At 42.9% G+C, this 26,506-nt stretch carries 20 protein-coding genes and 1 pseudogene; 13 read left to right on the plus strand and 8 right to left on the minus strand.

Annotated elements, in window-relative coordinates; all coding sequences use genetic code 11:
• The first annotated feature begins 12 nt into the window (after nt 1-12).
• Both IPP77_13700 and IPP77_13705 read left to right on the plus strand, forming a co-directional pair.
• The gene (locus tag IPP77_13700; protein ID MBL0310679.1) at nt 13-1,332 is read left to right on the plus strand and encodes a 4Fe-4S dicluster domain-containing protein; all 1,320 of its coding nucleotides are present in this window, start codon (nt 13-15) and stop codon (nt 1,330-1,332) included.
• Nucleotides 1,333-1,344: 12 nt separating this feature from the next.
• Entirely contained in the window at nt 1,345-2,142 is a 798-nt protein-coding gene (locus tag IPP77_13705) for a (Fe-S)-binding protein (protein ID MBL0310680.1), read from the plus strand.
• Between the two features lie 353 nt (nt 2,143-2,495).
• Here IPP77_13705 and lepB read toward each other — a convergent pair whose 3' ends face one another.
• The 3 genes from lepB to IPP77_13720 all read right to left on the minus strand — a co-directional run bounded on the left by lepB (nt 2,496) and on the right by IPP77_13720 (nt 5,453).
• Complete coding sequence (gene lepB / locus IPP77_13710) at nt 2,496-4,109, minus strand: signal peptidase I (GenBank protein ID MBL0310681.1); 1,614 nt, start codon at nt 4,107-4,109, stop codon at nt 2,496-2,498.
• 104 nt (nt 4,110-4,213) lie between these two features.
• A complete protein-coding gene (gene dapB / locus IPP77_13715; GenBank protein MBL0310682.1) occupies nt 4,214-4,969 on the minus strand; it encodes a 4-hydroxy-tetrahydrodipicolinate reductase in 756 nt (251 codons plus the stop codon).
• Between the two features lie 49 nt (nt 4,970-5,018).
• The gene (locus tag IPP77_13720) at nt 5,019-5,453 is read right to left on the minus strand and encodes a cytochrome c (GenBank protein ID MBL0310683.1); all 435 of its coding nucleotides are present in this window, start codon (nt 5,451-5,453) and stop codon (nt 5,019-5,021) included.
• A 91-nt stretch (nt 5,454-5,544) separates the two neighbouring features.
• On the opposite strand from IPP77_13720, the gene IPP77_13725 reads away from it, so the two are divergent.
• A complete protein-coding gene (locus tag IPP77_13725) occupies nt 5,545-6,087 on the plus strand; it encodes a hypothetical protein (GenBank protein MBL0310684.1) in 543 nt (180 codons plus the stop codon).
• Nucleotides 6,088-6,090: 3 nt separating this feature from the next.
• Here IPP77_13725 and IPP77_13730 read toward each other — a convergent pair whose 3' ends face one another.
• Entirely contained in the window at nt 6,091-8,442 is a 2,352-nt protein-coding gene (locus tag IPP77_13730; GenBank protein ID MBL0310685.1) for a BamA/TamA family outer membrane protein, read from the minus strand.
• 42 nt (nt 8,443-8,484) lie between these two features.
• Between IPP77_13730 and IPP77_13735 the strand changes: the two genes are divergently transcribed.
• The gene (locus tag IPP77_13735; protein MBL0310686.1) at nt 8,485-9,231 is read left to right on the plus strand and encodes an RNA methyltransferase; all 747 of its coding nucleotides are present in this window, start codon (nt 8,485-8,487) and stop codon (nt 9,229-9,231) included.
• 45 nt (nt 9,232-9,276) lie between these two features.
• On the opposite strand, the gene IPP77_13740 is transcribed toward IPP77_13735, so the two are convergent.
• The 3 genes from IPP77_13740 to IPP77_13750 form a co-directional block, all read right to left on the minus strand.
• On the minus strand, nt 9,277-9,852 hold the full coding sequence (locus IPP77_13740) for a hypothetical protein (GenBank protein ID MBL0310687.1): 576 nt from the start codon (nt 9,850-9,852) through the stop codon (nt 9,277-9,279).
• 871 nt (nt 9,853-10,723) lie between these two features.
• The gene (locus IPP77_13745; protein ID MBL0310688.1) at nt 10,724-11,620 is read right to left on the minus strand and encodes a hypothetical protein; all 897 of its coding nucleotides are present in this window, start codon (nt 11,618-11,620) and stop codon (nt 10,724-10,726) included.
• Between the two features lie 93 nt (nt 11,621-11,713).
• Nucleotides 11,714-14,959 carry a gliding motility-associated C-terminal domain-containing protein gene (locus IPP77_13750; protein ID MBL0310689.1) on the minus strand — a complete coding sequence of 1,082 codons (3,246 nt, stop codon included), beginning with the start codon at nt 14,957-14,959 and terminating at the stop codon, nt 11,714-11,716.
• 409 nt (nt 14,960-15,368) lie between these two features.
• Between IPP77_13750 and IPP77_13755 the strand changes: the two genes are divergently transcribed.
• The 9 genes and pseudogenes from IPP77_13755 (at nt 15,369) to bshC (ending at nt 23,348) form a co-directional block, all read left to right on the plus strand.
• Nucleotides 15,369-16,103, plus strand: a complete 735-nt coding sequence (locus tag IPP77_13755) for a fatty acid desaturase (protein MBL0310690.1) — start codon at nt 15,369-15,371, stop codon at nt 16,101-16,103.
• 118 nt (nt 16,104-16,221) lie between these two features.
• A complete protein-coding gene (gene ettA / locus IPP77_13760; protein ID MBL0310691.1) occupies nt 16,222-17,907 on the plus strand; it encodes an energy-dependent translational throttle protein EttA in 1,686 nt (561 codons plus the stop codon).
• A gap of 105 nt (nt 17,908-18,012) precedes the next feature.
• Nucleotides 18,013-18,591 (plus strand): PhnA domain-containing protein, encoded by a 579-nt coding sequence (locus tag IPP77_13765; GenBank protein MBL0310692.1) that lies wholly within the window; start codon nt 18,013-18,015, stop codon nt 18,589-18,591.
• Nucleotides 18,592-18,774: 183 nt separating this feature from the next.
• Nucleotides 18,775-19,017 carry a 50S ribosomal protein L28 gene (gene rpmB / locus IPP77_13770; protein MBL0310693.1) on the plus strand — a complete coding sequence of 81 codons (243 nt, stop codon included), beginning with the start codon at nt 18,775-18,777 and terminating at the stop codon, nt 19,015-19,017.
• Between the two features lie 29 nt (nt 19,018-19,046).
• Nucleotides 19,047-19,235, plus strand: coding sequence for a 50S ribosomal protein L33 (gene rpmG / locus IPP77_13775; protein MBL0310694.1), 189 nt, complete (start codon nt 19,047-19,049; stop codon nt 19,233-19,235).
• Between the two features lie 9 nt (nt 19,236-19,244).
• Entirely contained in the window at nt 19,245-19,415 is a 171-nt protein-coding gene (locus tag IPP77_13780) for a DUF4295 family protein (GenBank protein MBL0310695.1), read from the plus strand.
• A gap of 65 nt (nt 19,416-19,480) precedes the next feature.
• On the plus strand, nt 19,481-20,440 hold the full coding sequence (gene ftsY / locus IPP77_13785) for a signal recognition particle-docking protein FtsY (GenBank protein ID MBL0310696.1): 960 nt from the start codon (nt 19,481-19,483) through the stop codon (nt 20,438-20,440).
• Nucleotides 20,441-21,753: pseudogene (rimO, locus tag IPP77_13790) on the plus strand (30S ribosomal protein S12 methylthiotransferase RimO).
• 11 nt (nt 21,754-21,764) lie between these two features.
• Nucleotides 21,765-23,348, plus strand: coding sequence for a bacillithiol biosynthesis cysteine-adding enzyme BshC (gene bshC, locus IPP77_13795; GenBank protein MBL0310697.1), 1,584 nt, complete (start codon nt 21,765-21,767; stop codon nt 23,346-23,348).
• A gap of 72 nt (nt 23,349-23,420) precedes the next feature.
• Here bshC and IPP77_13800 read toward each other — a convergent pair.
• Nucleotides 23,421-26,506, minus strand: a 3,086-nt coding sequence (locus tag IPP77_13800; GenBank protein MBL0310698.1) for a T9SS type A sorting domain-containing protein, incomplete at its 5' end; no start/stop codon positions are given.

Genomic DNA, 26,506 nt, shown 5'->3' on the forward strand with positions numbered 1-26,506 from the left:
GATTTTCCACTTATGCTCACATTCATCCAGATTGTATTGTTTATAGTTCTTTGTTTGGTCAGCGGATATTTTGCCTACAAAGGTTATTCTCGCGTGTTTAAGAACATCCGTTTGGGTAAAAATGATATGCCAAACGATGAGCCATCTAAAAGGTGGAAAAATATGTTGCTCGTTGCTTTCGGGCAGAAAAAGATGTTTAAAAACGTCACTCCAGCGATTCTGCACTTGGTTATATATGTAGGGTTCGTGATTACTCAAATAGAGTTGATAGAAGTGTTTCTCGATGGGTTTACCGGGAAACATCGCATCTTGTTTCATTTGGTAGAAGACATGCCCGCTTTAAGAGCCATTTATGTTTTTGCCATTTCCTTCATTGAGGTTATTTCCATTGCTGTATTTATCGTAACGGTAGCTTTTCTGACTCGTAGGTGGATATTGAGAGTTCCGCGACTCAATATGCCCGAAATGAAAGGTTGGCCCATAGCCGATGCTACCCTGATTTTAGTCGGAGAAATTTACCTCCTGATTTGTATCTTTAGTATGAATACCGGCGATATGGCATTGCACCACGGCGAATACGGATTTCTTGTAAGCGGCGCTTTGATGCCTTTGTTTTCCGGCATGAGCCATGGTTCCTTATTTGTTTTTGAAAGAATTGGCTGGTGGGGACACATCATTGGGGTCATGGCCTTTTTGGTTTATCTGCCCTATTCCAAGCATCTGCATATCCTGCTGGCTTTCCCCAATACCTATTTCGGTCGTTTAGAGCCAAAGGGCTATATCGCCAACATGCCCGCAATCACCAAAGAAATCAAACAGATGATGAATCCTTCTGCTTCACCAGAACCAGTTTCTGCCGAACCCGTAAAGTTTGGAGCGAAGGATATTTTCGATCTAGGCCGGAAGAATTTGTTGGATGCATACACTTGCACCGAATGTGGAAGATGCACGGTGGCCTGTCCTGCCAACCTGACGGGAAAAAAATTAAACCCGCGCAAGATTATGATGAATACCCGCGACCGTTTGGAGGAAGTGGGCAGAAGCATGGAGGCCAACAACGGAGTATGGAATGACGATGGCAAATCATTAATCGAAAACGGATATATCAGTGTAGAAGAACTTCGCGCTTGCACTACCTGTAACGCCTGTGTGGAAGAATGTCCTGTACTGATCAGTCCGCTCGATATTATTATTCAATTAAGGAGAAATTTAGTGATGGAGGAATCAAATGCCCCGGCAGAATGGATGGGCATGTTTTCGAACATAGAAAACAACGGTGCCCCTTGGCAGTTTTCGCAACAAGACAGACTAAACTGGAATAAAGAATCTTAAGTAGTTAACTATATGATAAACGTACCTACCATGGCCGAGATGGCCGCAGCCAATGAAACCCCCGATATTCTTTTTTGGGTAGGTTGTGCGGGCAGCTTTGATCAACGCGCGCAAAAAGTAACGCGCGCTTTTGTCAAGATACTGAACCATTTGAACATAAAATTTGCCGTTCTTGGAACCGAAGAAAGTTGCACCGGCGACCCCGCCAAGCGCGCCGGCAATGAATTTGTATTTCAAATGGTAGCGCTTCAGAATATTGAAGTGATGAATAGTTATGGTGTTAAAAAAATCGTAACCACTTGCCCTCATTGCTTCAATATAATCAAGAACGAGTACCCTTCTTTAGGCGGCCAATATGAAGTGATTCACCATGCCACTTTTTTACAGAAACTGATTGATGAAGGCAAAATCAAGTTGACCGATACCAACTCCTTCAAAGGAAAGAGAATTACCTATCATGATTCCTGCTATCTGGGTCGCGGCAACGAAATTTATGAAGCGCCGCGCAAAGTATTAGAAGAACTGGATGCCGAATTGGTAGAAATGAAAAGCTGCGGTAATAAAGGCCTGTGTTGTGGAGCCGGAGGTGCTCAAATGTGGAAAGAGGAGGAAGCGGGTAAGAAAAGAATCAATGTTGCCCGAATCGAAGAGGCCATTGAGGTAAAAGCCAACATCGTTGCCTCGGCGTGTCCGTTTTGCAACACCATGCTGACCGATGGCGTGAAAGCCAAAGACCGGCTCGATGTAAAAGTCTTCGACATCGCCGAGCTATTAGCCGCCGGCCAGGGCTTGGAAAGCATCAATTTCTGAAAATTTTTAAGGTAAATCAATGATTTACTGCCATTCACACTCTGTGAAGGAGGCAAAATCTGGATTTTATGCCATTCACACTTTGTGAACGAGGCAAAACTTGGATTTTATGCCATTCACATTCTGTGAACGAGGCAAAATGTTCATTTGGAAGGCATTCACACTTTGTGAACGAGACAAAATCTGAATTTTATGCCATTCACATTCTGTGAATGAGGCAAAATGTTCATTTGGAAGGTATTCACACTTTGTGAACGAGGCAAAATCTGAATTTTAAGCCCTTCACACTTTGTGAATAAGATAAAATCGGGAATATAGGTCAAGGAAAGACCTATATATAAGACAGAGAGAACTTACTCCGTAAACTTCTTATCGTGTGGCGCCCATCTGCCATGAATGGAACTAAACAAACGGCTCCAACGTATTTTCTCGAAGAAACTGCCCTGACTGTTCATGCTCATCCAAATGAACCAAGCTTTGCCCACAATATGGTCTTCGGGAACAAAACCCCAGTAACGGGAATCTTGCGAATTGTGGCGGTTATCGCCCATCATCCAGTAATAATTCATTTTGAAGGTGTAAGAAGCTTCTTCCTTACCATTGATAAAAAATTTGCCATTGTTGCGCACTACTTCATTGTTTTCATACACCCGGATGGCGCGGTCATATTGCGGATAGATAGAATCGTTCAGTTGGATGGTCATCCCTTTGCTGGGCAGGGTAACCGGACCAAAATTATCTACGTTCCATTTATAAAGAGAAGTATCGTTCGGAAAAATATCCTCCACCTGCGATTGTAAAGCGCCTGCCGGATAATAGAAGGGTTGCAGTCCAGAAGTTACTTTCATAGCCTCCAAATTTGCAGCATTTTCTTTGGTCATCAGCACCACGAAATGTCCCGGTGGAAGTGAATTGAAACGATTGCTCACATCCTCTATTTGCAATTCATTTATTTTCTCCTGGCTCAGACCCATTCCCGATTGGAACATAATCGTATAGGGCGTGTAAAGCTGTTCCGGTCTGTAGGCCGGTTCATTATTGATAAACAAAGCACCATTTTTCACCTCCAAACGATCGCCCGGAATAGCAACGCAACGTTTGATATAGTTTTCGCGTTTGTCCACCGGCCGAGCTACAATATGTGTATTGGGATCGTTCCAAAGCATTTGGCGCGCCTCATCATAACCAACGTGATTTGATGCTGCCGTATAGCGCACAATATCATAGTAAGCCGGAGCCTGATTTTCTAGCACTACTGTATCACCGGCAGGAAAGTTAAACACCACAATGTCGTTCCGTTTCACCTTTTGCAAACCCGGCAGGGTAGAATATTTCAGTTTGATCCATTCTACATACGATTTGATATTGAGCACAGGAATTGTGTGATGCACAAAAGGAAGGGCCAGCGGTGTGTTCGGAACCCGCGCACCATAATGAAATTTGGAGACGAAAAGGAAATCGCCCACTAACAATGTTTTCTCCATAGAAGGAGTAGGAATCATATAAGCTTCGGCAACAAATATGCGGATGAGCGTAGCAGCCACCACTGCAAAAACAATCGCATCTGCCCATTCTCTAAGTGCGGTACGTTTCGGAGGAGTTTGTCCGGTTTTTACACCCGTATAACTGATGAATTTCTCGTCTTTGCACCAGCCCAGATAAGAGAAATAATATCCGTTGAACAGAATGGCTAAGGCATGGTCTAAAAAAGAAAACTTTCCAAAACAGGTTACCAGTTCAATACATAATCCGGCACCGTAAAACAGATTGATGCCGGGGATGAACAACATAATTATCCACCATTTAGGTCGGTGAAGCGCTTCTATCCATACATAGAGGTTATAGATTGGGACCAGCGCTTTCCATGCAGGAATGCCCATTTTTTTAAAGATTCCATAGAGACCCAAAAACTGCAAAGGGATGTTGAGCAGCAGAATGAAAAAGAAGATAAGTCCGAGGATAGACATAAAGGAGGAATGTTAGACGTTAGAAATCAGAAAAACGGATGATTAATATAAGAACGAAAATATCATTTAGGATTTCATCGTTCAGGCAAATTTGATTGGCCATGCTATATTTTTAGTAGGTCTTTCATTTCATAAACCCCCTTCTTGCTCACCATCCACCTTGCCGCTAGTATAGCTCCTTCGGCAAATCCCTTGCGGCTTTTAGCTTCATGCGTCAACTCAATGAAGTCCACTTCGCTTTCATATTTCACTGTGTGGGTGCCTGGAACTCCCGGTTCGCGCTTGGCAACAATTAACAATTTGTCATCTGCCATTGCTTGCGAGTCCTTTGCCGTTTGCAAATCCCATGATTTTTTTCGTTTAAAATCTCCCATAATGATTTCAGCGGTTTTTACTGCTGTACCGCTAGGAGCGTCTTTCTTTTCTGTATGATGAATCTCTTCTATACTGATTTCATATTGAGCTTGGCCGTTCATCAACTGCGCTAAACGGCGATTTACTTCCCAAAAAATATTTACCCCGACACTGAAATTTGGTGAAAAGAAGAGGCCAGCATTCATGGACGAACATTTTGACTTCACTTCTTCCAGTTTATCGAGCCAGGCGGTAGTGCCTACCACCACCGGTACTCCGGCTTCAAAACACTTATAGATATTAGCAATGGCAGAATCGGGTTGGGTGAATTCAATAGCTACATCGGCCTTCTGTAAATTAGCTATCGTGAAATCAGCCAGATTGTTTTCTGAAATCTTCAACACAATTTCATCCGATTGAAATCGCAAGTCCGAACTACGCTGTTGAAGAATGATGTCTTCAATAGCTTTACCCATTTTTCCATACCCAATCAGTGCAAACTTCATAATGAGAGATTTCGGCGAATATAATATTCAAAGGAATGAGGAAATGAATCTATTCACATCCTTCCCACTGCTTTCGTACCCAAGCGGAGTTCACCTCTTTATCAAGTTTAAAATACTCGTTGTTTAGGTAGTTGATGACATTAGCCGTTTGTATGTCATCCAACTTGCTGGGATACATCGGCTGATCATATACTTTGCCATGAATAATTATAGGGTGATTTAATCCGTTCTTAAGCCAGCAGGGAATAGAATCAAAATGGTGTCGGGCAAACTCCCGGTCATCCAGTGGTGGGACCAAAGTCTTTATGCCCTCGCCTTGATCCCCATGACACTGCGCGCATCGCTCCTGAAAAACTGCCTGTCCCGGATGTTTAACTATTCCATGTTCAAGAAGATTCCAGATAAAAAGTCCGACGAGGGCCACGAGCATCAAAGCTGGCAGAAATCGAAACCATTTGGAAATATAGGTCGAAAGGAACTTCACGCGACAAAGAAAATTCTTTCTTATAATTCAACGGCCATAGTTTTTTCAGTGGTCAAAATTCTGCTATTATCTTCGCCCAAAATCTTTGACAATGAAAACATGGATAATGCTTGGTTCTGTTCTGATATTGATCGCTTCGTGCAGACCGGGACAAAGTTGGCGAAAGGAGCAAATAGAAAAGAAAGAAACTGCCCTGATGAATGATGCAGATGCCGGAAGGACGGATACCGCTGCAGTAAATAGTTTGCTAAAATCCTATGAAACTTATGTTGCTGATTTCCCGGACGATTCTGTAGGGGCCGGTTATTTATTTAAAGCAGCAGATTTTTATCGCTACATGCACCGGCCTGCTAAAAGCATTGTGCTATACAAAAAGGTTTACACCAACTATACTTCACTTTCTAAGCGGCCCTACGCTTTATTTCTTCAAGGATTTACTTTTGAAAATGAATTAGGAAGTCTTGATTCTGCTAAAATTATCTACGAAAGTTTTCTGGCAGCTTATCCTAATCATGCGATTGCTCGCGATGTGAAGGCTACTTTAGATAATCTGGGCAAAACACCCGAACAGATTATTGAAGAGTTTCAATCCAGACAGCAGCAAGATTCCTTACCTACGGCGGTCAATAAATAATCATTAAAAAGGATAGCCGATGGCAATTTGAAACTGTCCTTTCTTAAAAGCATAGCCCTGAGCAAACTGCCAGCGCTTTCCATCTACTCGTCTCGGATCGCGAATGGGGAAACCGTAATCAAGACGAATGACAAAGAAGTCGAAATCGAGACGAAGTCCTAATCCAGCATCTACCGCAAACTCTTTCCAGGCGCGGGTGATATCAAAATTCCCCAGTTCCCGATTGTCCTTGCGCAATGTCCAAACATTTCCAGCGTCGAGAAACACAGCGGCTTTTAGCCATTTATAAATATCAAATCTAAATTCGGCGTTCAGCTCAAATTTTATATCACCGGTTTGGTTGAAAAAGCCCACCCGGCTGCTATCGTTTCCAGTTTCTCGATTGAAAGAAGCATCTGCATATCCCCCAGGGCCAATTTGTCGAATTAAGAAACCGCGAAGACTGTTCGGTCCACCAACGAAATATTGTTTCACAAAAGGTAGGGCGATACTGTTTCCATAAGGCACGCCGATACCTGCAAAGGTGCGGATGGCGAATAGTCCATGACGATTGGCTCTAAAATAATTGCGCCAGTCACCTTCTATGCGGAAGTATTGAGAGAACCGGCGATTAGCAATCAGATATACCGAATCATCTTTCGATTTTAAATTTGCCAACTTGAATCCGGCGTAGAGTAGATTACCTGCCGTTTCAATGTTGCCTCTGAAAAACATATACGCCTTGTCGGTGTTTGTTTTTTGGTTCGTGTAGGTGAAAGTATAGTTAGGGCCAAGAATAATCTGCTCTTCAAAACTACTTTTTAGAAAGCGGTTCAAATCCAAGCGGCGCATAAATTCAGCTCCTCGAATAGGCAATAGGAAAAAGGTGACAGAAAGAGGATTCAAGATATGGTGAAAACGTCGGTCGCCCCAATCATAACCAAAGGCAAAGTTGAAATTGTGCAACTGATAGAGAAAGGTGATATTGGCAAGCGTATCAAAATCAAACCGGTGCTCAAATCCATAGCTCACGCTCAGGCGCGTTTTAGGATTGAGGTGATGCGCCTTTGATTTTAGGAGAAAAGGAACCAAAAACTTGTTCATGTAATAAACGGCCGATGCGTTGAACGTTCCTGTAATAATTTGAATTTTTTCTTTTCTGCTGAACTTGAGTTGTACCCCTCCTGAAAAATCAAGCAGCAATTGGTCTGCGGCTTTGGTTAGGTTTTTATTTTTATAAGAGACCGTTCCCGCTACACCCAGAAAACCTTCAATGGTGCCGTTGATTTCGCCCGAAGCACCAAGAACTTGGCGTTTGGCCGGACTGAGTTGAACGATACCATCTAGGTAGTTGCCCGGTCGGCTGATGCTGCGAACATAGTCCACATTGATAAATCGAAAGACACCGAGTTGCGCCAAACGATTGAGGGTGCTGAGTTCGGTGTTCCTCTTATAAAGGTCGCCTCGTCTAAAATGAATGGCGTTCATCAACAATCGTTGGCGGAATTTTGTTTTAGAAGGAATAAAATAAAATTCACCGTTGGTAGCCGTATCCTGAGGTTCGGCGCCCGGAGCAAAGCCCGAAGAATAGTCTCCAAACACGTAAATATTATTGATGCTGAATTTCTGATGGGCGATGGAGTCGGCGGGTGGAAGAATCTTTATTTTAATGTTTACGGTTTTGGTTTCATTCAGGGTATCCAAAACGTAATTGATATACTCGCGACTGAAATAATAGTAACCCCTATTTTTCATAACCGTTTCAATTCGTTCTCGTTCATTTTTTAGATGTCCGATGTTAAAGCGCTGTCCTTTAACCAGCAGCGTATTTAGCCACTGCTCGCGGACCAAAGAATCAAGTTCCGATTTTCCAGCGGGCAATTCTATGGCACCAATTTTCCAAGGAGTACCTGTTTCTACTCGATAATAAACTTTGGTTCTTCTTTTCTTTTCGATGATGGTATCAGTCACTTGGGCATAAAAATATCCCGAGTTGAAAAGATAGTTTTCCATCTGCAATACACTCTTGGCAGTGCTGGTTGGATCATAGATTACCGGTGCTTCGCCAACTTTATCAATAATCCATTGTCTGAATTTCGTCAGCTTTTTGGCCTTAGCCGCCGAATAATACAACCACATACGAAAGGGGAGGAGTTGAAGAAACCGCTTGTTGGGTTTCTGCGCGGCTATTTTTGAAAGGTCCTCACGCAAGTCTCCTTTTTCAGCAGCGCTGGCTTTGGTTTGGAGAACAAACTTGTTTTTATAGAGCAGCGTTTCACCGGGAGGAAGATTTTTAACTACCCGGCAAGATGAAAACAGCATGACCACGCAAAAAACGCTTAGAATAGAGGCTGGTTTCAGAAAAAATTTCTGCATTTAAAAATTGAATTTACTTTTCCCCTCTAATAATCTGTAATAATGACCAAAAAGGAAATCGCTTTTATCCGCTCGCTCCATCAAAAAAAATCTCGCCAAATGTATGGCAAATTTTTGGTTGAAGGCGATAAGTTGGTCAACGAGTTATTAGCATCGGACTATAAAGTGGATGCGATATATCATTTAGAGAATTGGAAACCAAGCGTTTCGCGCACCAACTTCTCAACGTTTATTGTTTCTAAAGAGGAGCTAAATAAAATCTCTACTCATGAAAATCCAGACCAGGTGCTGGCCGTGGCACCCATCAAAATAAACACGGTTGAAAATACGCGCCCGATGACCGGCGGCTTGTATCTGGCCTGCGATGGACTGAATGATCCGGGCAACGCCGGTACCATCATTCGTATTGCTGATTGGTTTGGAATAAAAAAAGTGTTCTTCGCTCATAGTTCGGTGGATGTTTATAACCCCAAGGTGGTGAGCGCTGCCAAAGGTTCTTTGTTCAGAACGGAATGTATTTATACAGACCTTGCTCAACTATTTACTGAAAATACAGAGCTAAAAGTTTATGGTGCCGTGATGGCAGGAGAAAATATTTATCAGGCTGCGCTAAACCAAAACGCCTTCATCGTGATTGGCAATGAAGCAAATGGAATCAGCCGAGAACTGCTTCCTTTTATTCAACAAAATATTTCTATTCCCTCTTTTGGCAAGGCTGAATCTTTGAACGCCGGAGTGGCCGCCGGGATTATTGTGAGTGAATTCAAAAGAAGAACGGATTTGAAATAGCTACCGGAACCGAAACGCTTTATTCGGCAGGCGGCTTTCGCAAAACTATGGAATCGTAACGTCTTCAATAACATTGGAGGGAGCGCCCAGACCGGCTGCATTGAAGCCCACCATCATAAAATGTCCGTTCTTTCCTCGTGGAAGTCCCTGAAATTCGCCTCGGTGTTTGGTGGTAAGATAGATAGCGGTGACAAACTGGTCGTTAATAAAAATATTTAGCTGATGGTCATCAATTTTTTCAATTCTCACCCGACCGTTGTCTTCAGTAAATGCAAAAGCAGCCATCGCATAAGCATTGGTTTTATTGACAGAGGCGATTTTTATCCGGCCTCGGTAATTGCTTGCCCGTGCACTGACAACCATCTGCTCGGGTGCCTGCAGTTTATTCATTTCATTTTTGGTAGCATGAAAACCGCTTTTCAAAATCGTTACTGAATTTCCATTGGCCACGCTGTCAACATAATTACCCATTTTATCCATCGCATCAATCCAAATCGGCGTATAATTTTTCATCGCAAGTATTTTATCTCTGTCTCCAGAATCTGCCGCCAATATTTTTTTCTCATAAGTATCGTGAATGGTTTTGAAGGCGGAAAGCGTTATGGGAAGGTTGGGAAACATGGCCGAATTTTCCGTTAAGTCTGTCTAAACTTTTTTCCGGCTCCCATCTAGTTTATGGGCGATATAAACCTGTAATTACGGGCTACTTTTGCTTTGATCATGTTTTTGTTTTGAAAACGAATATAAACCGGAATAATCAATTTAAAATAGGATTTTGTTTATCAAAACGGGATTATGTACTTGTAAATATCAATTGATACTGTATAATAGAATTTCCTGTCTAAAAATACTGTTATATTTAATGGAATCAAATTTTATCTTTAAAAACACCATTTAAATAAGTGAAATGGTAATATGGTTTATAGAATGGTATTATTTTTATAAAAATGGCATTTTGCTGAGATTTTGAATGAAAGAAATGGTTGTTGATGAAACAGTTAAAAAGGTAGAGGAAGGAGGTGTTTATAAATGGAATGTAAACACAGGCAGTTTCTGAAATGAGCGCTAAACCCGCGGCAGGGAAGCCTTAACCGGCCCGCCGGATTGTTAGAAAAAGGACAAAAAGTGTAGAGAATAGTATCCATTTTATGCTATCCTTTACATGTTGTCCTCAGGAAGGTAGAGGAAGGAGGTGTTTATAAATGGAATGTAAACACAGGCAGTTTCTGAAATGAGCGCTAAACCCGCGGCAGGGAAGCCTTAACCGGCCCGCCGGATTGTTAGAAAAAGGACAAAAAGTGTAGAGAATAGTATCCATTTTATGCTATCCTTTACATGTTGTCCTCAGGATAGAGCCGGTATCCTTTTTCTTTCCAAAAATATTTTAGAGTTAAGAAAAAGATAAAGGCGAAAGCCTGGCTGCCGCCATCATTATATATAGGTAGAGGCTAAGACTCTTTGTCGGACTTTTTTATCTGGCTATGGAGTTATTTCAACAGGCCATGTAGTACTCTTTTTTTCTGCTGATTGATTTGCTCAGAAAGGGAAGAAAGAGGATGCTGTAGAAGGTGAGGACGATGGGTGCCACGATGAATAGAGCGATGAGTAGATAATATTTGAAGAGGAGGAGCCAGGCTTTTCGGTGCTTGCTTTGATTGATAATATTGGCCCAAATAGAGAACAGACGCGGTGCGCGTTCTTCAATGAATAGTAGCTGGGTTTTTACTTCTACGGCGCCTTGTTGCGCGAGGTGTTTTTGCATGCCGGTATAGTTTCCGGCGATTAGATATGGCAGTACCGTGCGGCCAAAAGTAGCGGTGTTTTGAATGTCTTCTGCCGATACTCCGGGCTTGGGAAATAGGCCAAGCATGCGTTCTTTTTTGCCGGTCAGCATCCAGTATAAAATGGTGGCTGCGCTGATGAGGTTGCTGTTGCGGTCTGAGAGGGATATGTTTCCTACCAGTTTAGTTCCGTTCTCTTTCAATATTTTTTTGAGTCTTTCTTGCGAATTGAGCCACATGTTTCGGGAGCCAATCAAGGTAAGGACGGGACTGGTTTTGATTATTTTTTGGATTGCTGGATGAACCAATAGTGAATGAGCAGGGATACTCAAGGATAAGAACCAGGGCTGATAGGCGAAAATGACTAAATCGTATTGTGTTTCGGAACATTGGAAAGGCTCCAGTTCAATGGGTTTGGCCAATACACTTTCGGGCATGGCTTCAAAAAACTGGTCGGTAGTCCAAGGGAATGGAAAGTCGTTGACCGGTTTCACGCGCAATATTTCTATGGTGGCTCCGGCATCTTTTAAGGGTTGGATGAATGAATCTACAATCTCGCCCAATTGACCGGATTGAGAATAGTATAAAGCCAGTATTTTTTTGTTCATAAATGTCCAACAAAGAAAAGTGAATTGCGAAATAGGGATATTGGTTTTGTTTCCGTTTCGGATCGTCGGATGAAATAGGGATAAAAGTGGATGCTATCTAAGCAGCGTAACAGAACCTTGGCGAAGATCTTCTGCCGGTTTGTCTTTGAAGGCCAACTTTAATTTCCAAATTAAGGTTTGGGTGGCCAGCGGTTCCCCTTTATATAAACCATCCCACTTGAAAGAGTGGTCGTTGGATTGAAAGACTGTTTCGCCCCATCGGTTGAAAAGTTCTATTTCGAGAAAGGAAATGCCTTGGCGGTTTCCAAAGATTTCAAAGAAATCGTTGATGCCGTCGGCATTAGGGGTAAAAGAATTAGGAACATAAAGTGAAAAGCTAGGGCTGACATTTATGGTCACTATGTCTGTTGCTACGCAACCGGCATTATTGGTTACTTGTACTTGATAGGTGGTGCTTTGGTCTGGAGCCGCTACCGGCGAACGGCAATTGTCGCAACTCAATGATTCACTCGGCGTCCATTTTTGGCTCGTGATGGTTCCTGCACTTCCACTGGTTTGATAATTTAATGAGATGGTTTGTCCGGCTTCAATATTAGCTAATGCAGGGGAGGCGTTTACTTGAAATTGATACAGATAGTTTAAGTTGAACGAAGCGGTTACTGTACAATTATTATTATCCGTAATGGTCAGCGAATATGAGCCGGAGCCGAGCCCGGATATGTCGGGTGTGTTTCCTCCATTTGACCAGGAATAGGAATAGGGGGGCATCGCCCCCGACGGCGTAACACTAATGGTTCCATCGCCGCCGTTCTCAGGACAGGAGGGTTGATCTACTTTCTGTGAAAATAACAGAGCCGTAGGTTCGCTGACAGTTGCTTCTGCTGTGATGCTGCATTGATTCATGTCGGTTATGGTCACCTTATAATTGCCGGCAGAAACCGAAGTGCGGTCTTCGGAAGTAGCCGCATCATTCCACTGATAACCGTATGGAAGATTACCTCCTCTTGGGCTAATATCTATGCTTCCGTCATTACCTCCATGACAAGAAACATCCGAAACCGTGCTGCTTACGTCTATTTGGCTCCCTTGAAAAATGGTAGTCGAAACCGATGCAGTACATTGGTTGACATCTGTAGCTGTCGCTGAATAGTTACCCGAGTCCAGATTATTTCTATTGGCGCCAGTGCCGCCATCATTCCACGCATAAGTTATGGTGCCGGTGCCTCCTGTTGAATTAAGTGTAATCGTGCCATCTCCTGTACCATTGCATGAAATGTCATGATGCGTCTCTGTAATCAATAAAGAATCTGGCTCGTTCACCGTCGCTGTGCTTGTAGCCGTGCACCCCAAGCTATCCGTTACGGTCACCGAATAAGCTCCTTCGGAGAGCAAAGAAATATCTTCTGTAGCGGCCTGATTATTCCAAAGAAAGGTATAAGGTGCCTGACCTCCTGTTACTTGTATATCTACCGCGCCATTACTGCCGCCATTGCAGGAAATATCGGTTACAGAATGAGTGATTGTTATTCCGGGTAACGAACTCACTGTTGATGAAGCAACCCCAGTACAGCCGTTTACAGAATCAGTTACCGTAACACTATAGTTGCCACTGGTAGTGGCTATTATGGAGTTGGTTGATGACCCGGTACTCCACAGATAGGTTCCGCCGTTACTTGCGGTCAGTGTTGCACTCACATTTATACAGTCAAGTGTAGCGGTGGAAGGAGTGATTCCAGCTACCGGTGGAATCTTGTTTTCTGTTATTGAAACACTAGTAGAGATTGAACAACCAATACTATCAGTCACGGTAACGCTATAAGTATTTGCCGATGTAACATTGATAGAAGTAGAAGAAACTCCATTGCTCCACAAATAGGTTCCACCTCCACTTGCAGTTAAAGTGATACTAGTATTGGAACAAGTGATTACGCCAGAAGCCGGCGTAATCGTTGCAGTTGGTAAGGAGCCTCCCTGATTTACCAAAGCGCTGGTCGTAGCGCTACATGTATTGGTGCCAGTCACGGTAACAGTGTAAGTCCCTTGCCCATTCACTATAATAGAAGCCCCTGTAGTGCCGGTACTCCATAAATAAGTGCCTCCGCCGGTAGCCGTCAAAGTAGCGGTAGGCGCAGTACAGGTAAGGGTAGGGTTTGAAGGATTGATGGTTGGAACCGGTGTAGGTTTAACGATCACTTGAATGGTTTTGCTCTGAGCGCAACCACCTGAATCAAATCCCGTAACGGTATAGGTTGTGGTAATTGCCGGAAATGCTTTCACCGACGGACCTGTTGTCGAACTCAAACCGGTAGCCGGCGACCAACTGTAATTTATATACCCAGGGGCATTGGTAAACAGAGTAACCGAGTCGCCTGGGCAAATAGATGCCGTCGAGGAACTATTCGATTGTGAAGTCCAGGCTGGCATATTTACAGGAATAGCGGATATGTAGGGGTAAAACAGGGTATGAGTGCAATTCGGGATTTCATAGGCATAACACATTTTATATTGATTGCCGCAAACGATACCTGACGTGCCTAGATTACTCAAACCACCACAACTAACCGAGTTGCAATTGAGATCGTACAATTCCCAATTGAACCAGATCACATTGCCAGTACCGCAAGTACTGTTTATGACATTCTGAAAAGTAATATTGGTTGAATATTGACCGGTAAATGTAAAGCAGGCTTTTACCACTTCGTTCTTCCCATCTGCAGTGGTGGGATTGAGATAAGACTGGCACTGTGATGTAATGGTATTAACCGTTGGAACATAATTAAATACACATGCCGATCCACTTACCGCGCCACAGGTAGACAGTTGCGGTCCATTAGAAATGTTTGCTGGTATCGTAGTAGAAACATCTATATTGAAAATATTTGAGGTGCCACAAATAATACTCGGTTCATTCAAAATCTGTACATAATAAGTATCGCCAATAACCAAATCATTAAAATAATGTACCGTCGTTGCCGGCCCATTCGTTGCCGATTGACACGAAATAGCATGACAACTGCCACCCACCGGACATCCGCCCGTTCCGGTCCAAACCGATGAACTTAAATAACAGAATATTGGGCTCGAAATAGAAACCGCTAAAATATTAGCAGTCGCAACAAAAGAATACCAGACAGACTGTGTGCTGGTCGAAACAGCACAATCAATGATCTCGCCGGGTTCTAAGGTGCCACAAGTATTCCCCGAAATAGCAGGAGCATTCACCACTAATGCTATGGCATTTGCACAATTATCATTGCTTGCAGGAGTACAGATTTGCGCGTTTACTATAGACCAATTAAGGCATAATAGAAAAGTACCGAAAAAGTAAAATTGCCTCATAGTCAAACCTTAGTTTTCTAAATAATAATTCTCCAACCGCTTAATCACCAATCATGTCCCACATAGACACCGAAGCTTGCCTTCGGTATTTACAGTGCAATTAAATCATTTTTTATCACTATAGCAATATCTGAAAGAAATCCTTGTAAAAGGCCTCTTTTTTAGTTGCACTATTAAAGATACAATCGAGTCGGATGCGAAGCCTTATCCCTATGAAAAAAATATTTTGGACATGCCATCAAGATATTTCTACATTTGAACTTCATTGAATACATTTAATACATTGAAATACAAATCAGACTTACGAACTCTCGCCTATTTTTTCATAACAACTAGCCTATTTGTTCTTCAGTGGATTTATGGGTTTAATTGGTTGGTTTATATCGTCTACCTCCATTTCTCTATTGCTGTGGCTGTGATCACCCATAATCACAACCACCTCAATATTTGGACTAACAAGATTCTGAATATACTAACCGACTGGTGGCTGACAGTGTTCTACGGCTTGCCTATTTTTGTTTGGATACCTACTCACAACCGCAACCATCACCGCTACAACAACAAATTGCCGGATGTGACCCGCACATACCGACATACCGAAAATAACAACTTCGTTTCTCTGATTCAATATCCAAGCATTAGTGGCTATAACCAAATGAAAGAGGGGATTATTCCTTACATGAAAGAACTGAAGGAAAAGAACCACAAGCAGTATACTCAAAACATACTTCAATTGGCTGTTTTGGTGATTTGGTTGATTGTTTTTTTTGTATTGGATTGGGAAAAAGCGTTATTGTTTGTGTTTATTCTTCAACAAGTAGCGCAACTTTCGGTCATAGTTTTCAATTACGTACAACATGTACACGCCGACGAAGAATCAGAATATAACCATTCACGGAACTTTCTTGGCGTGAACGCTTTTCTTTTCAACAACGGCTTTCACACTATCCACCACATGCGCGCTTCTTTGCATTGGAGCGAAGCCCCCGCAGCCCACGAAAAAATTGCCCATCTTATAAACCCGGACCTTACCGAAAAAAGTATTTGGGTTTATCTCGTGCGAACCTATGTTCTCAGCATCTTCATTCCCCAATACCGTTCTGAATCCAGAAGATTGGCTCGAATAGCCAAAGAAAAAAATTAAGTTGGACTGTTTAATCAGCCCATTTCCTCTCATATCTTGCTAAATCAGACGTTAGTAAAAGGGGATTTATACCTACCCCATCTTCTAACTATTATATTCGCATCCCAATTCAAGAAAAATGGCAGACAATACCATCATATTTTCCATGCAGGGCGTGGGCAAAACTATTCCTCCAAGCAAAATAATTCTAAAAGATATTTACCTCAGCTTCTTCTATGGAGCCAAAATCGGCATCATTGGTGCCAACGGTTCGGGTAAATCAACCTTGCTCAAAATCATTGCCGGAGTAGATGAAAACTATCTGGGCAAAATTGAAAAAAGCAAAGACTACTCCATAGGCTACCTTGAACAAGAGCCGAAATTGGACGAAACCAAAACTGTCATCGAAATCATTCGCGAAGGCAAAAAGGAAATATTTGCTCTGCTCGATGAATTTAACAACATTTCCGAACAGTTCAACGATCCGAATCTCGGTGGCGACAAAATGGAAAAACTATTAGAGCGCCAAGGTGTTCTACAAGATAAAATTGATGCGGCAAATGCTTGGGAAATTGATCAGGTGCTTAACCGCGCTATGGATGCCCTACAATGTCCCGAGCCAGAGGCTTCCGTCAAGAACCTCTCTGGCGGCGAGAAAAGAAGAGTAGCTCTTTGTCGCCTCTTGTTGCAAGAACCTGACGTACTCCTCTTAGATGAACCTACCAACCACCTCGATGCGGAATCGGTACTTTGGTTAGAGCATCACCTCGCCCAATATAAAGGAACAGTCATCTGCATCACCCACGACCGTTATTTCCTTGATAATGTAGCTGGTTGGATTCTTGAACTCGAGGGCGGAAAAGGTATTCCTTGGAAAGGAAACTATTCTTCGTGGCTCGAACAAAAACAAACTCGTTTAGCTCAAGAAGAAAAAATAGAAAGTAAGCGCCAAAAAATGCTCGAACGTGAATTGGCATGGGTCCGTATGGGACAAAAGGCGCGTCAAGCAAAGAGCAAAGCCCGTTTGCAGAACTATGAAAAAATGGCTTCGGAAGAAGTAAAAGCCGCCGACGAAAAACTCGAAATATACATTCCGCCAGGTCCACGCCTCGGCGCCAAAGTTATCGTAGCCAAAGACGTTGCTAAAAGCTTCGGTGACCGACTGCTTTATGAAAACCTCAACTTCTCCCTTCCCCAAGGAGGAATCGTCGGAATCATTGGCCCCAACGGTGCCGGTAAAACTACATTATTCCGCATGATCATGGGCGAAGAAAAACCAACTGCTGGAACCTTTGAGGTAGGAGAAACCGTCAAAATCGCCTACGTAGATCAAGTTCACTCAAATATAGATCCAGAAAAAACCGTCTGGGAGGTTATTAGCAAAGGTGGCGAATGGATTGAACTAGGCAAACTCAAAATGAATTCAAGAGGCTACGTATCACGCTTCAACTTCAATGGCGCCGACCAACAGAAAAAGATAAAAATCCTCTCGGGTGGCGAACGGAACCGCCTCCATCTTGCCCTCACCCTCCGCGATGAAGCCAATGTCCTACTCCTCGATGAGCCTACGAACGACCTCGATGTCAACACCATGCGTGCCCTCGAAGAAGCTCTCGAAAACTACGCCGGTTGCGCCGTCATCATCTCCCACGACCGGTGGTTCCTTGACCGTGTCTGCACCCACATCCTCGCCTTCGAAGGCGAAGGACAAGTTTACTGGTTCGAAGGCAGTTTCAGCGACTATGAAGAGAACAAAAAACAACGCCTCGGCATCAATGATGACCAACCTCGGAAATTCAAGTACAAGAAACTGTTAGCGCAGTAACGATTCAAAGCTATCCGTGCCTGACTTTGCATTTATTTTTCTTAATCTAAAAGACAAATTGCGGGGGAATAAATTAAACTACTTTCGCTTGCTTAATATTTTGAAATGAGTTTATTGAACGTCCTCGAAACAAGAAGCAACAAGCACTGCGAACTCTGTGCTATCGAAACCAAACTATCTGTTTATGACCTCCCTCCTCATCCTGAACAGCGGGAAGAAGACAGTATACTGATTTGCGAAAAATGCTTGAGACAACTGGATAAAAAAGAAGAACTTGACAGTGCGCACTGGTCTTGTTTGACGAATAGCATGTGGAGTACAGTGCCTGCCGTTCAAGTGGTAACATGGCGCATGTTAAATCGCCTCCGACACGAAAGTTGGGCAGCCGATGCTCTGGACCAAATGTATTTTGATGAGCCAACTCTCACTTGGGCAAAAGCTACTAACGACCATGAAAGTTCTAGCACAGTAGAACTACACCGCGATTGCAACGGAAATATTTTACAAGATGGCGACTCGGTGGTGCTGACTAAAACACTCGATGTAAAAGGCTCCTCACTCAATGCCAAACTCGGCACGGTGGTAAAAGGAATAAAACTTGTGGCCGATAACATAGAACAAATTGAAAGGAAGATTGATGGACAAACCATTGTCATCTTGACCAAGTATCTAAGGAAGGGTTAGACTTGATTCGCGCTTGTGATTCATATATAGCTTATCTGGTAATTGATGGATTCGTGCTAGATAATAGTCCTACAAAAAGCCGAACTAAATGGTGCTTATTAACAATTGAACATTCTTCCTTTCCATAAATTTTGTTTTTTCCATAATAATCTTGCATATTTGCGCTCCCAAAAATTAAGGGTTATGAGTAAAGTATGTGAATTAACAGGTAAGCGCCCAATGTTTGGGCATTCGGTTTCCCATTCCAATGCGAAAACAAACCGTAAGTTCTTACCCAACTTAAAGAAAAAGAAATTTTTTATCCCCGAGCTTGATGAATGGATTGAATTGAAGGTTTCCACCTCCGCCCTTCGGACCATCAACAAAAAAGGTATCTACAGCTACCTTAAGGACCTCGATAAAAAGGGCGAAATCAAATTGAGTTAATCAGAAAGATTTAAGAAGAGAATATAATTATGGCTAAGAAATCAAAAGGCAACAGAATCCAAGTTATCTTGGAGTGCACCGAACAAAAAGATTCAGGCGTTGCGGGCGCAAGTCGCTATATGACCTATAAAAACCGGAAAAACACCACCGAAAGACTGGAGTTGAAAAAGTACAATCCATTTTTGAAGAAAGTAACATTACACAAAGAGATTAAATAAAAAAAGCTCATGGCAAAAATTTCAAAGAACGCAAGAACAGACCGTGCTACCGTAGTCGGTTCAAAAGACTATGTGAAAGTGATTAAAGCAGTAAAAGGGAAAACTAACAATTATTCCTTCCTCGAGAAGATTGTTCACAAAGATAAGGTACAAGATTTTCTCGCCGGAAAGGAGGTATAATCATTTCTGCAAAGATTTTTAACGAGCATCTTTCGATTGAGAGATGCTTTTTTAGTTTATAAAATATGGCATTGTTTAGTTTTTTTACGCAAGAACGCAAAGAAGACCTCGATAAAGGTTTGGAAAAAACCAAAGAGGGATTTTTCTCCAAAGTGGCTCGTGCAGTAGCTGGGAAGACCAAAATAGATGATGAAGTATTGGATAACTTGGAAGAAGCGCTGGTCTCTTCCGATGTGGGTCTGCAGACGACGATTAAAATAATCAAAAATATTGAAGCACGGGCGGCCAAAGATAAGTTCGTCACCACCGCCGAGATGCACCAACTCATAAAAACCGAAATTGAGAATATTCTGGCCGAGAACAAAAATAGCGATCAGGAAAATTTCATCACTCCTGAGGGTATCAAACCTTATGTCATCATGGTTGTTGGAGTAAATGGTGCCGGAAAAACCACCACTATTGGCAAATTAGCTCATCAATTCAAAACGAATGGCAAGAAAGTATTGCTCGGTGCTGCCGATACCTTTCGCGCCGCAGCCATTGACCAGTTGGACGTATGGGCCAAAAGAGCAGATGTTGAAATTGTCAAAGGTCAGATGAACGCGGACCCCGCATCCGTGGCTTTCCAAACGGTGGAAAGAGGATTGGCCATCGAAGCCGATGTCGTGATTATTGATACTGCTGGCAGACTGCACAACCGTATTGATTTGATGAATGAATTAGGGAAAATTCGCCGGGTCATGCAGAAAGTTGTTCCTGATGCACCGCATGAGGTCCTCTTAGTACTGGATGGCTCCACCGGTCAAAACGCGGTGGAACAGGCAAAGCAATTCACTGCCGCCACTCAGGTTACTGCTCTAGCCATCACCAAGTTAGATGGAACTGCCAAAGGGGGTGTAGTACTCGGTATTTCCGACCAATTTCATATACCGGTCAAGTATATCGGCTTAGGTGAACAGATGGACAAGTTGCAGGTCTTTAATAAGAAGCTATTTGTAGAATCACTTTTTAAAGGGATGAACTAAATGAAAACTAAGTCGCTGAAGAAAGACAAAGTGAGTGTAATTACTTTGGGTTGTTCCAAAAATCTGGTGGACAGCGAAGTGTTGATGAGCCAGTTGCAGCATGGTGGTTACGATGTGCAACATGATAAATGGAATAAGGGAAGGAACATAGTAATCGTCAATACCTGTGGCTTTATTGACAGAGCAAAGGAAGAGTCTGTCAACACCATCCTCGAATATGCCGACGCTAAAAGCAAGGGGAAAATAGAGAAGTTGTACGTTACTGGTTGTCTCTCTCAACGATATAAAGACAACCTTGAAATCGAAATTCCTGAAGTAGATGCCTTTTTCGGGACTATGGAATTACCCCGGCTTCTGAAAACGCTCAAGGTGGATTATCAGCACGAATTGATTGGTGAAAGATTCCTCACCACGCCTATTCATTTTGCCTATATGAAAGTCTCGGAAGGCTGCAATCGTACCTGTTCGTTTTGCGCCATTCCTTTGATGAGAGGCAAACATCTTTCCCGACCGATTGAAGAACTGGTGAATGAAGCAAAGAAGTTAGCCGCTCAGGGAGTTAAAGAGCTGATTTTGATTGCACAAGAACTAACCTTCTATGGCCTCGATATTTACAAAAAAAGAAGGCTGCCCGCATTGTTGAATGAGCTTTCTAAAGTAGAAGGCATTGAATGGATTCGATTGCACTATGCTTATCCAGCACAATTTCCATTGGAGATTATTGATGCTATTGCCGAGAACGAAAAGGTCTGTAATTATCTCGACATGCCCTTGCAACATGCTGCCGACAATATTCTTACCTCTATGAGACGGAATATTACCAACGAACAGACTGTTGAATTAATTCAAGAAATTAGAGAAAGAATACCCTCCATCGCTATCGGACCACCATGCTTGTTGGTTTTCCGGGCGAAACAGACAAAGACTTTGAATTGCTTCGTCATTTTATACAACAAACAAGATTTGACCGCCTTGGAGTATTCACCTATTCGCACGAAGAGAGTACTCGCGCTCATCAACTGGAGGATAATATCCCGCAAGAAGTGAAAGAAGAAAGAGCTGCAGAACTGATGGACACGCAAGAAGAAATCTCTCGCGAGCTCAATCAGCAGAAGGTCGGTAAAACATTTAAAGTTCTATTCGATCGAAAGGAAGGAGCGTATTTCATTGGAAGAACTGAGTACGACTCTCCCGAAGTGGACAATGAAGTACTGGTAGATGCCAAGAGCAATTACGTCCGCATAGGCGACTTTGCGAACATTCAAATTACGTCAGCCGAGGAATTTGATTTGTATGGAGTAGTTATCAAATAATAATTTTGAGTATGATTTCTCTTCACAGCGAAATCGAAATGGGGAGTACCGGTTTGCTTCCTGCCTTGGTTTCCGACTACCTTTCTCAAAATAAATCGCTGGCTCACTTATACAAGTACTCCTTTGATTTCTCTGCTTTCAAACAAGTTATTGCAGATAAATCAAACGACTCAATAGACCGGAAAACGTTAGTGGAAGTTTTAAAAAAGCAGTATCACCTCATTAGCGCTTCGCCATCAGTAACTGCCAACATTGAGAAACTGGCATCGGATAAAACCTTCACTATCACGACAGCACATCAGCCTTCTTTGTTGCTCAGCCCACTCTATTTTATCTATAAAATCTCCTGCGTTATCAATATCGCTAATCAGTTGACTAAAACTTATCCGGGCTACCAATTTGTTCCTGTCTTTTGGATGGGCAGCGAAGACCACGACATTGATGAACTGAATCATGCGTACGTGCACGGAAAAAAAATAGAATGGAACACGGATGGGAGAGGAGCTATCGGAAGGATAGAAACAGAATCGCTGCATTCTGTTATAGAGGAGTTGAAAAACACTGTTTCTGATTCTCATCTTCTTTCTGTTATTGAAAAAGGAGTTGCCGAGTTCAACACCTTTGGAAACTTCACACAGTATTTTATCAACGAGATATTTAAAGACGAGGGACTGCTTGTTTTAGATCAGGATGACGCGACCTTGAAGAAAATATTCGCGCGTGTTGCCAAAGATGAGATTGAAAATAAGCGGGCAGTAGAAGTTTTAAAGCCGACAATTGAGTTTTTAGAGTCAAATTATAAAGTACAAGCCAAGCCAAGGGAAATTAACTTTTTCTATCTGGGTGAAAACATCCGCGAAAGAATTGTTTTCAATTCCGACTCAAGAAAATTTGAAGTGATCAATACGTCGCTCGCCTTCACTGCAGAAGAAATGACGAGAGAAATAGAATCTCATCCAGAAAGGTTCAGTCCCAACGTCATCTTCCGTCCGCTGTTTCAAGAAATGATTCTTCCCAATCTCGCCTTTGTGGGCGGTGCCGGCGAAATGAGTTATTGGCTGGAGCTAAAGCCACTCTTTGATTATTACGGGATAAACTATCCCATGCAGATTTTACGTAGTTCGGCTGCTATCCTCAACCACTCCACCGAAAAGAAGTTGGAAAAACTTGGTTTGCAGGCTGCAGACTTTTTTGAAGATATCGAACAACTGATCAACCGGTATATTCAACTACACTATGCTTCTGACTCCAATCTACAAGATGAAGAAAAGAAATTGGAAGAACTCTTTGCCACCATCGCTGCCAAAGCCGAAGCGATAGATGTAACTCTGGGACCCAGTGCTGCTTCGGAAAAACAAAAAGTTCTGGCTTCTATTAAAAATCTGGAGGGGAAAATGTTGAAAGCTGAAAAGAAAAAGCACGAGACTGCCGTGGCGCAAATCAGAAGCATTCATGCCCATCTTTTCCCAGAGGGTGTATTACAAGAAAGACGAGAAAATTTTATCCCTTATTACGATAAGCTGTTTATCCGCCATTGTGTTTTAAACCTGAATCCCTTTGATCGAAAATTCAAATTCTTCAGTAACAGAGATTAAATCCACCTTTTAAAACATAAAAAAACGGCAGGAAAATAATTTCCTGCCGTCTCTTTTTAGAATAGAAACTTCTTAATGAAGAATACTCAGTTTCTGAGCTTGACTGGTTCCTCCTGAAACTACTTCTACAAAATAGAAGCCGTTACTTAAACCCCCAAGTTCAATTTGCGTCCTGTTTAAACCTGACTCCAAACTAACATTCCTCGAATATATCGTTTCGCCTATCAGATTATAAATCCGGATATAGGCATTTCGGTTTGCTTCCATTGCATTAATAGCCAAAGAAACGTTTCCGCTGCTTGGATTCGGGAACAAGTTAAAGTCCAGAACATTTGTTTTAGGTGATTTAATGGCGGTGGCAAAATCAATAGTGTTTAACGGAGTGTTCGTAATCACCGGTGCATTAAAGTCGAAATATATAGCTGCTGGACTTTTCATTTCCGTGCCTCCTGCCAAGGCAACTTTCTGCTTGATGGTGTACATCACCATGCCAATGCTAGAAATAGGCTGACTGAAGCTATCTGGCAGATTAATATTGTCGAAAGTAAAAGTGATGACACCGTTTTCACTCAGATGAGCCACGTAAGCATGCGAACTATAGCCGGGAACGAGTGAAGTGAAATCCAAATCGCTGTCCAAAGTGTCTATTACTACAACACGTTGGGCGGGGAAAGTTCCGGTGTTCTGAAAATGAATGGTATAATTCAGTACCGAATCATCCGTAGAGATGAAGCCCTGAGTACCATTACCGGTTGGAGACACTTCCTTGTCATTTGGGTCGAAAGAGCCGACAACGATTTTCTGATACTGATGAACATTATTCCAAGGAGTATAATCGGTCAACCAGTTGGAGATAGGTGTGGCATTCGCCACCGTATCTTTGAACCAAATGGAAGTTCCCAGAGGAATATTAACCGGTACTAAATAATTAACGGTGAAGGTTTGTATGGCATTTGGACTTAAAGAAGGGAATCCCGAGGTGATGCTATACCAGTTGGGGAAATTTCCGGCATCCTGTTGGGTGAATAAATTAGGAACTACACCGCTAAACCCTAACTGTCCGTCATGTTCATAGCCCATCTGAATACCCGGTTCAGTAATGGTGCCATTATTTTCAACTACCACTCTTTGTTGGTGTGTAAATCCGGGTACCACTTCGTTGATTTTCGTTGTGATGACTCGCACGTCGTGAATAGGGTTGACGATGTTGGCAAAATTATTGGTGATGACACATCCTGCCGATGCCGTTGTGCTGGCTGCTATGGCATTGCTCTGACAAGGAGCCAATGGATAGTACGACTGAACTGACTCAGACAAAGTATAGTTGCCGGTAGGTACTTTCACAGAATAAATACCGGCCGAATTGGTATAAGTATATCCCATTCCACTGGTGTGAATCATAATATTATTAATACCCGGCTCACCATTGTCCAGATTGCAGTCTTGGTTCAGGTCTTCATATACCTTACCGCTGAGGGTGCAATAGCAAGTGTTATTAGAACCATCATAAGTCAAATCAGTCCACACACTTTTAGTGCAGCCGGCTGCGTCCTCAACATACACCGTATAATGCCCAGCTTTCAAACCGGTAGCGGTTGCGGTGGTTTGACCGTCAGACCAATGGAAAGAGTAGGGATTTGTTCCACCCGTAGCATTGGCAGTGATACTGCCGTCACTGTTAAAGATACAAGTAGCCACTTGTGAGTTCAAACCAATATTCACCGGACTGGAAGCATTGACAATGACTGTTTTTGTAAGGGTACAGCCCAGATTGTCTGATATGGTACAAGTATAGTGACCGGCGGTCACGGAGCTGATAGATGATGTGGTAGCTCCAGTATTCCAGATATAAGTATAAGGGTTAGCTCCGGAGAGCAACAGAACACCGGCTGTACCATTATTTTGCTGGCAACTGGCATCTGTTTTTATAATAGAAGCTGTGATAATACTCACCGGTGGAACCGTGACGATTCCGGTCCTTACGCAACCGGATGAATCAGTGATGTGAAAAGAATAATTCCCTTGTTTCAGTCCGGTAGCAGTAATACCTGATTGCGCAGGGAAGCTATTCCAGTTTACTGTATAAGGTGCAGTGCCGCCCACAATATTCAATGTAGCGGTACCGGTAGGAGTGGTACATTGAGTAGGAGTAGTTGCAAACGTGGCAGTAACCGGTGTGGCTGCAGTCACGTTGGCGGTTTTCATTCCGGTACAGTTGTTTGCATCGCGCACCGTCACACTATAATATCCGGCGGTTAAACCAACGGCAGATTGAGTTTGCTGGTCGTTGTTCCAAGAATAAGTATAGGGGCTTTGACCTCCGCTGCCGAAGGCAATAACACTTCCGTCATTTTGCAGGCAAGTAGCGTTTGTAATGGTGGTATTGCCGCCAATGGTTACTGATTGTTGCACACCAATAGCCTTTTCCAGATAGCACCCTTGTGAGTCGTAAACAGTGACTCGATATTCGCCGGCAGATAAGCCGGTGATTGTCGTGGTGGAAGCTCCATTATTCCATTGATAAGAATAAGGGGCAATACCACCCGCAGGGTTGGTAACGGTGGCTGTTCCATTCGTGCAATTAGCAGGAGTGGAGCCAAGCGTAAATGTTACCGGAGAGTTGTTAGGAACATATATTGGTTGATTAGTCGTTCCTGAAACGTTGCTAGGTCCTGTGCCAAAAACGCAACCTGCCGCATCGGTGATCACCAATTGAAAAGAACCCGGAGAAAGCGAAGCGGGGTTAGAAGTAGAAACCACATTATTGTTCACATCCAACCATTGATATTGAAAAGGAGCCGTGCCACCGGTCACCGTTGCTTTTGCCGTAGCCAAAGCAGGGCAAACAGCCGGTGTTATGGTATCGTTAAAGGTGAATGGAGGAGAGCCGGCATAATAACCGGAATACTGACCGCCACCACCCGGTGGATTCGCATTGAAGGCACTTACGTAAGCATAGGCACCGCTATAATTATACAGCGTATCATCCGCGCTATTAACTATGCGGGTAATGGTTTGACTGCCTATTCGCCAAGAGAAAGTAAGTGGGAGTACTGCTCCGGCATTAGTCACGTGCGCAGCCAAAATCCCATCGTTGTTGCAAGGTTGATGTACTAAAGAAAAGGTAATGGATGTCTGCGAATAGCCCGACAAGGACA

The sequence above is a fragment of the Bacteroidota bacterium genome (assembly GCA_016722375.1).
Classification (GTDB): domain Bacteria; phylum Bacteroidota; class Bacteroidia; order Chitinophagales; family LD1; genus Bog-950.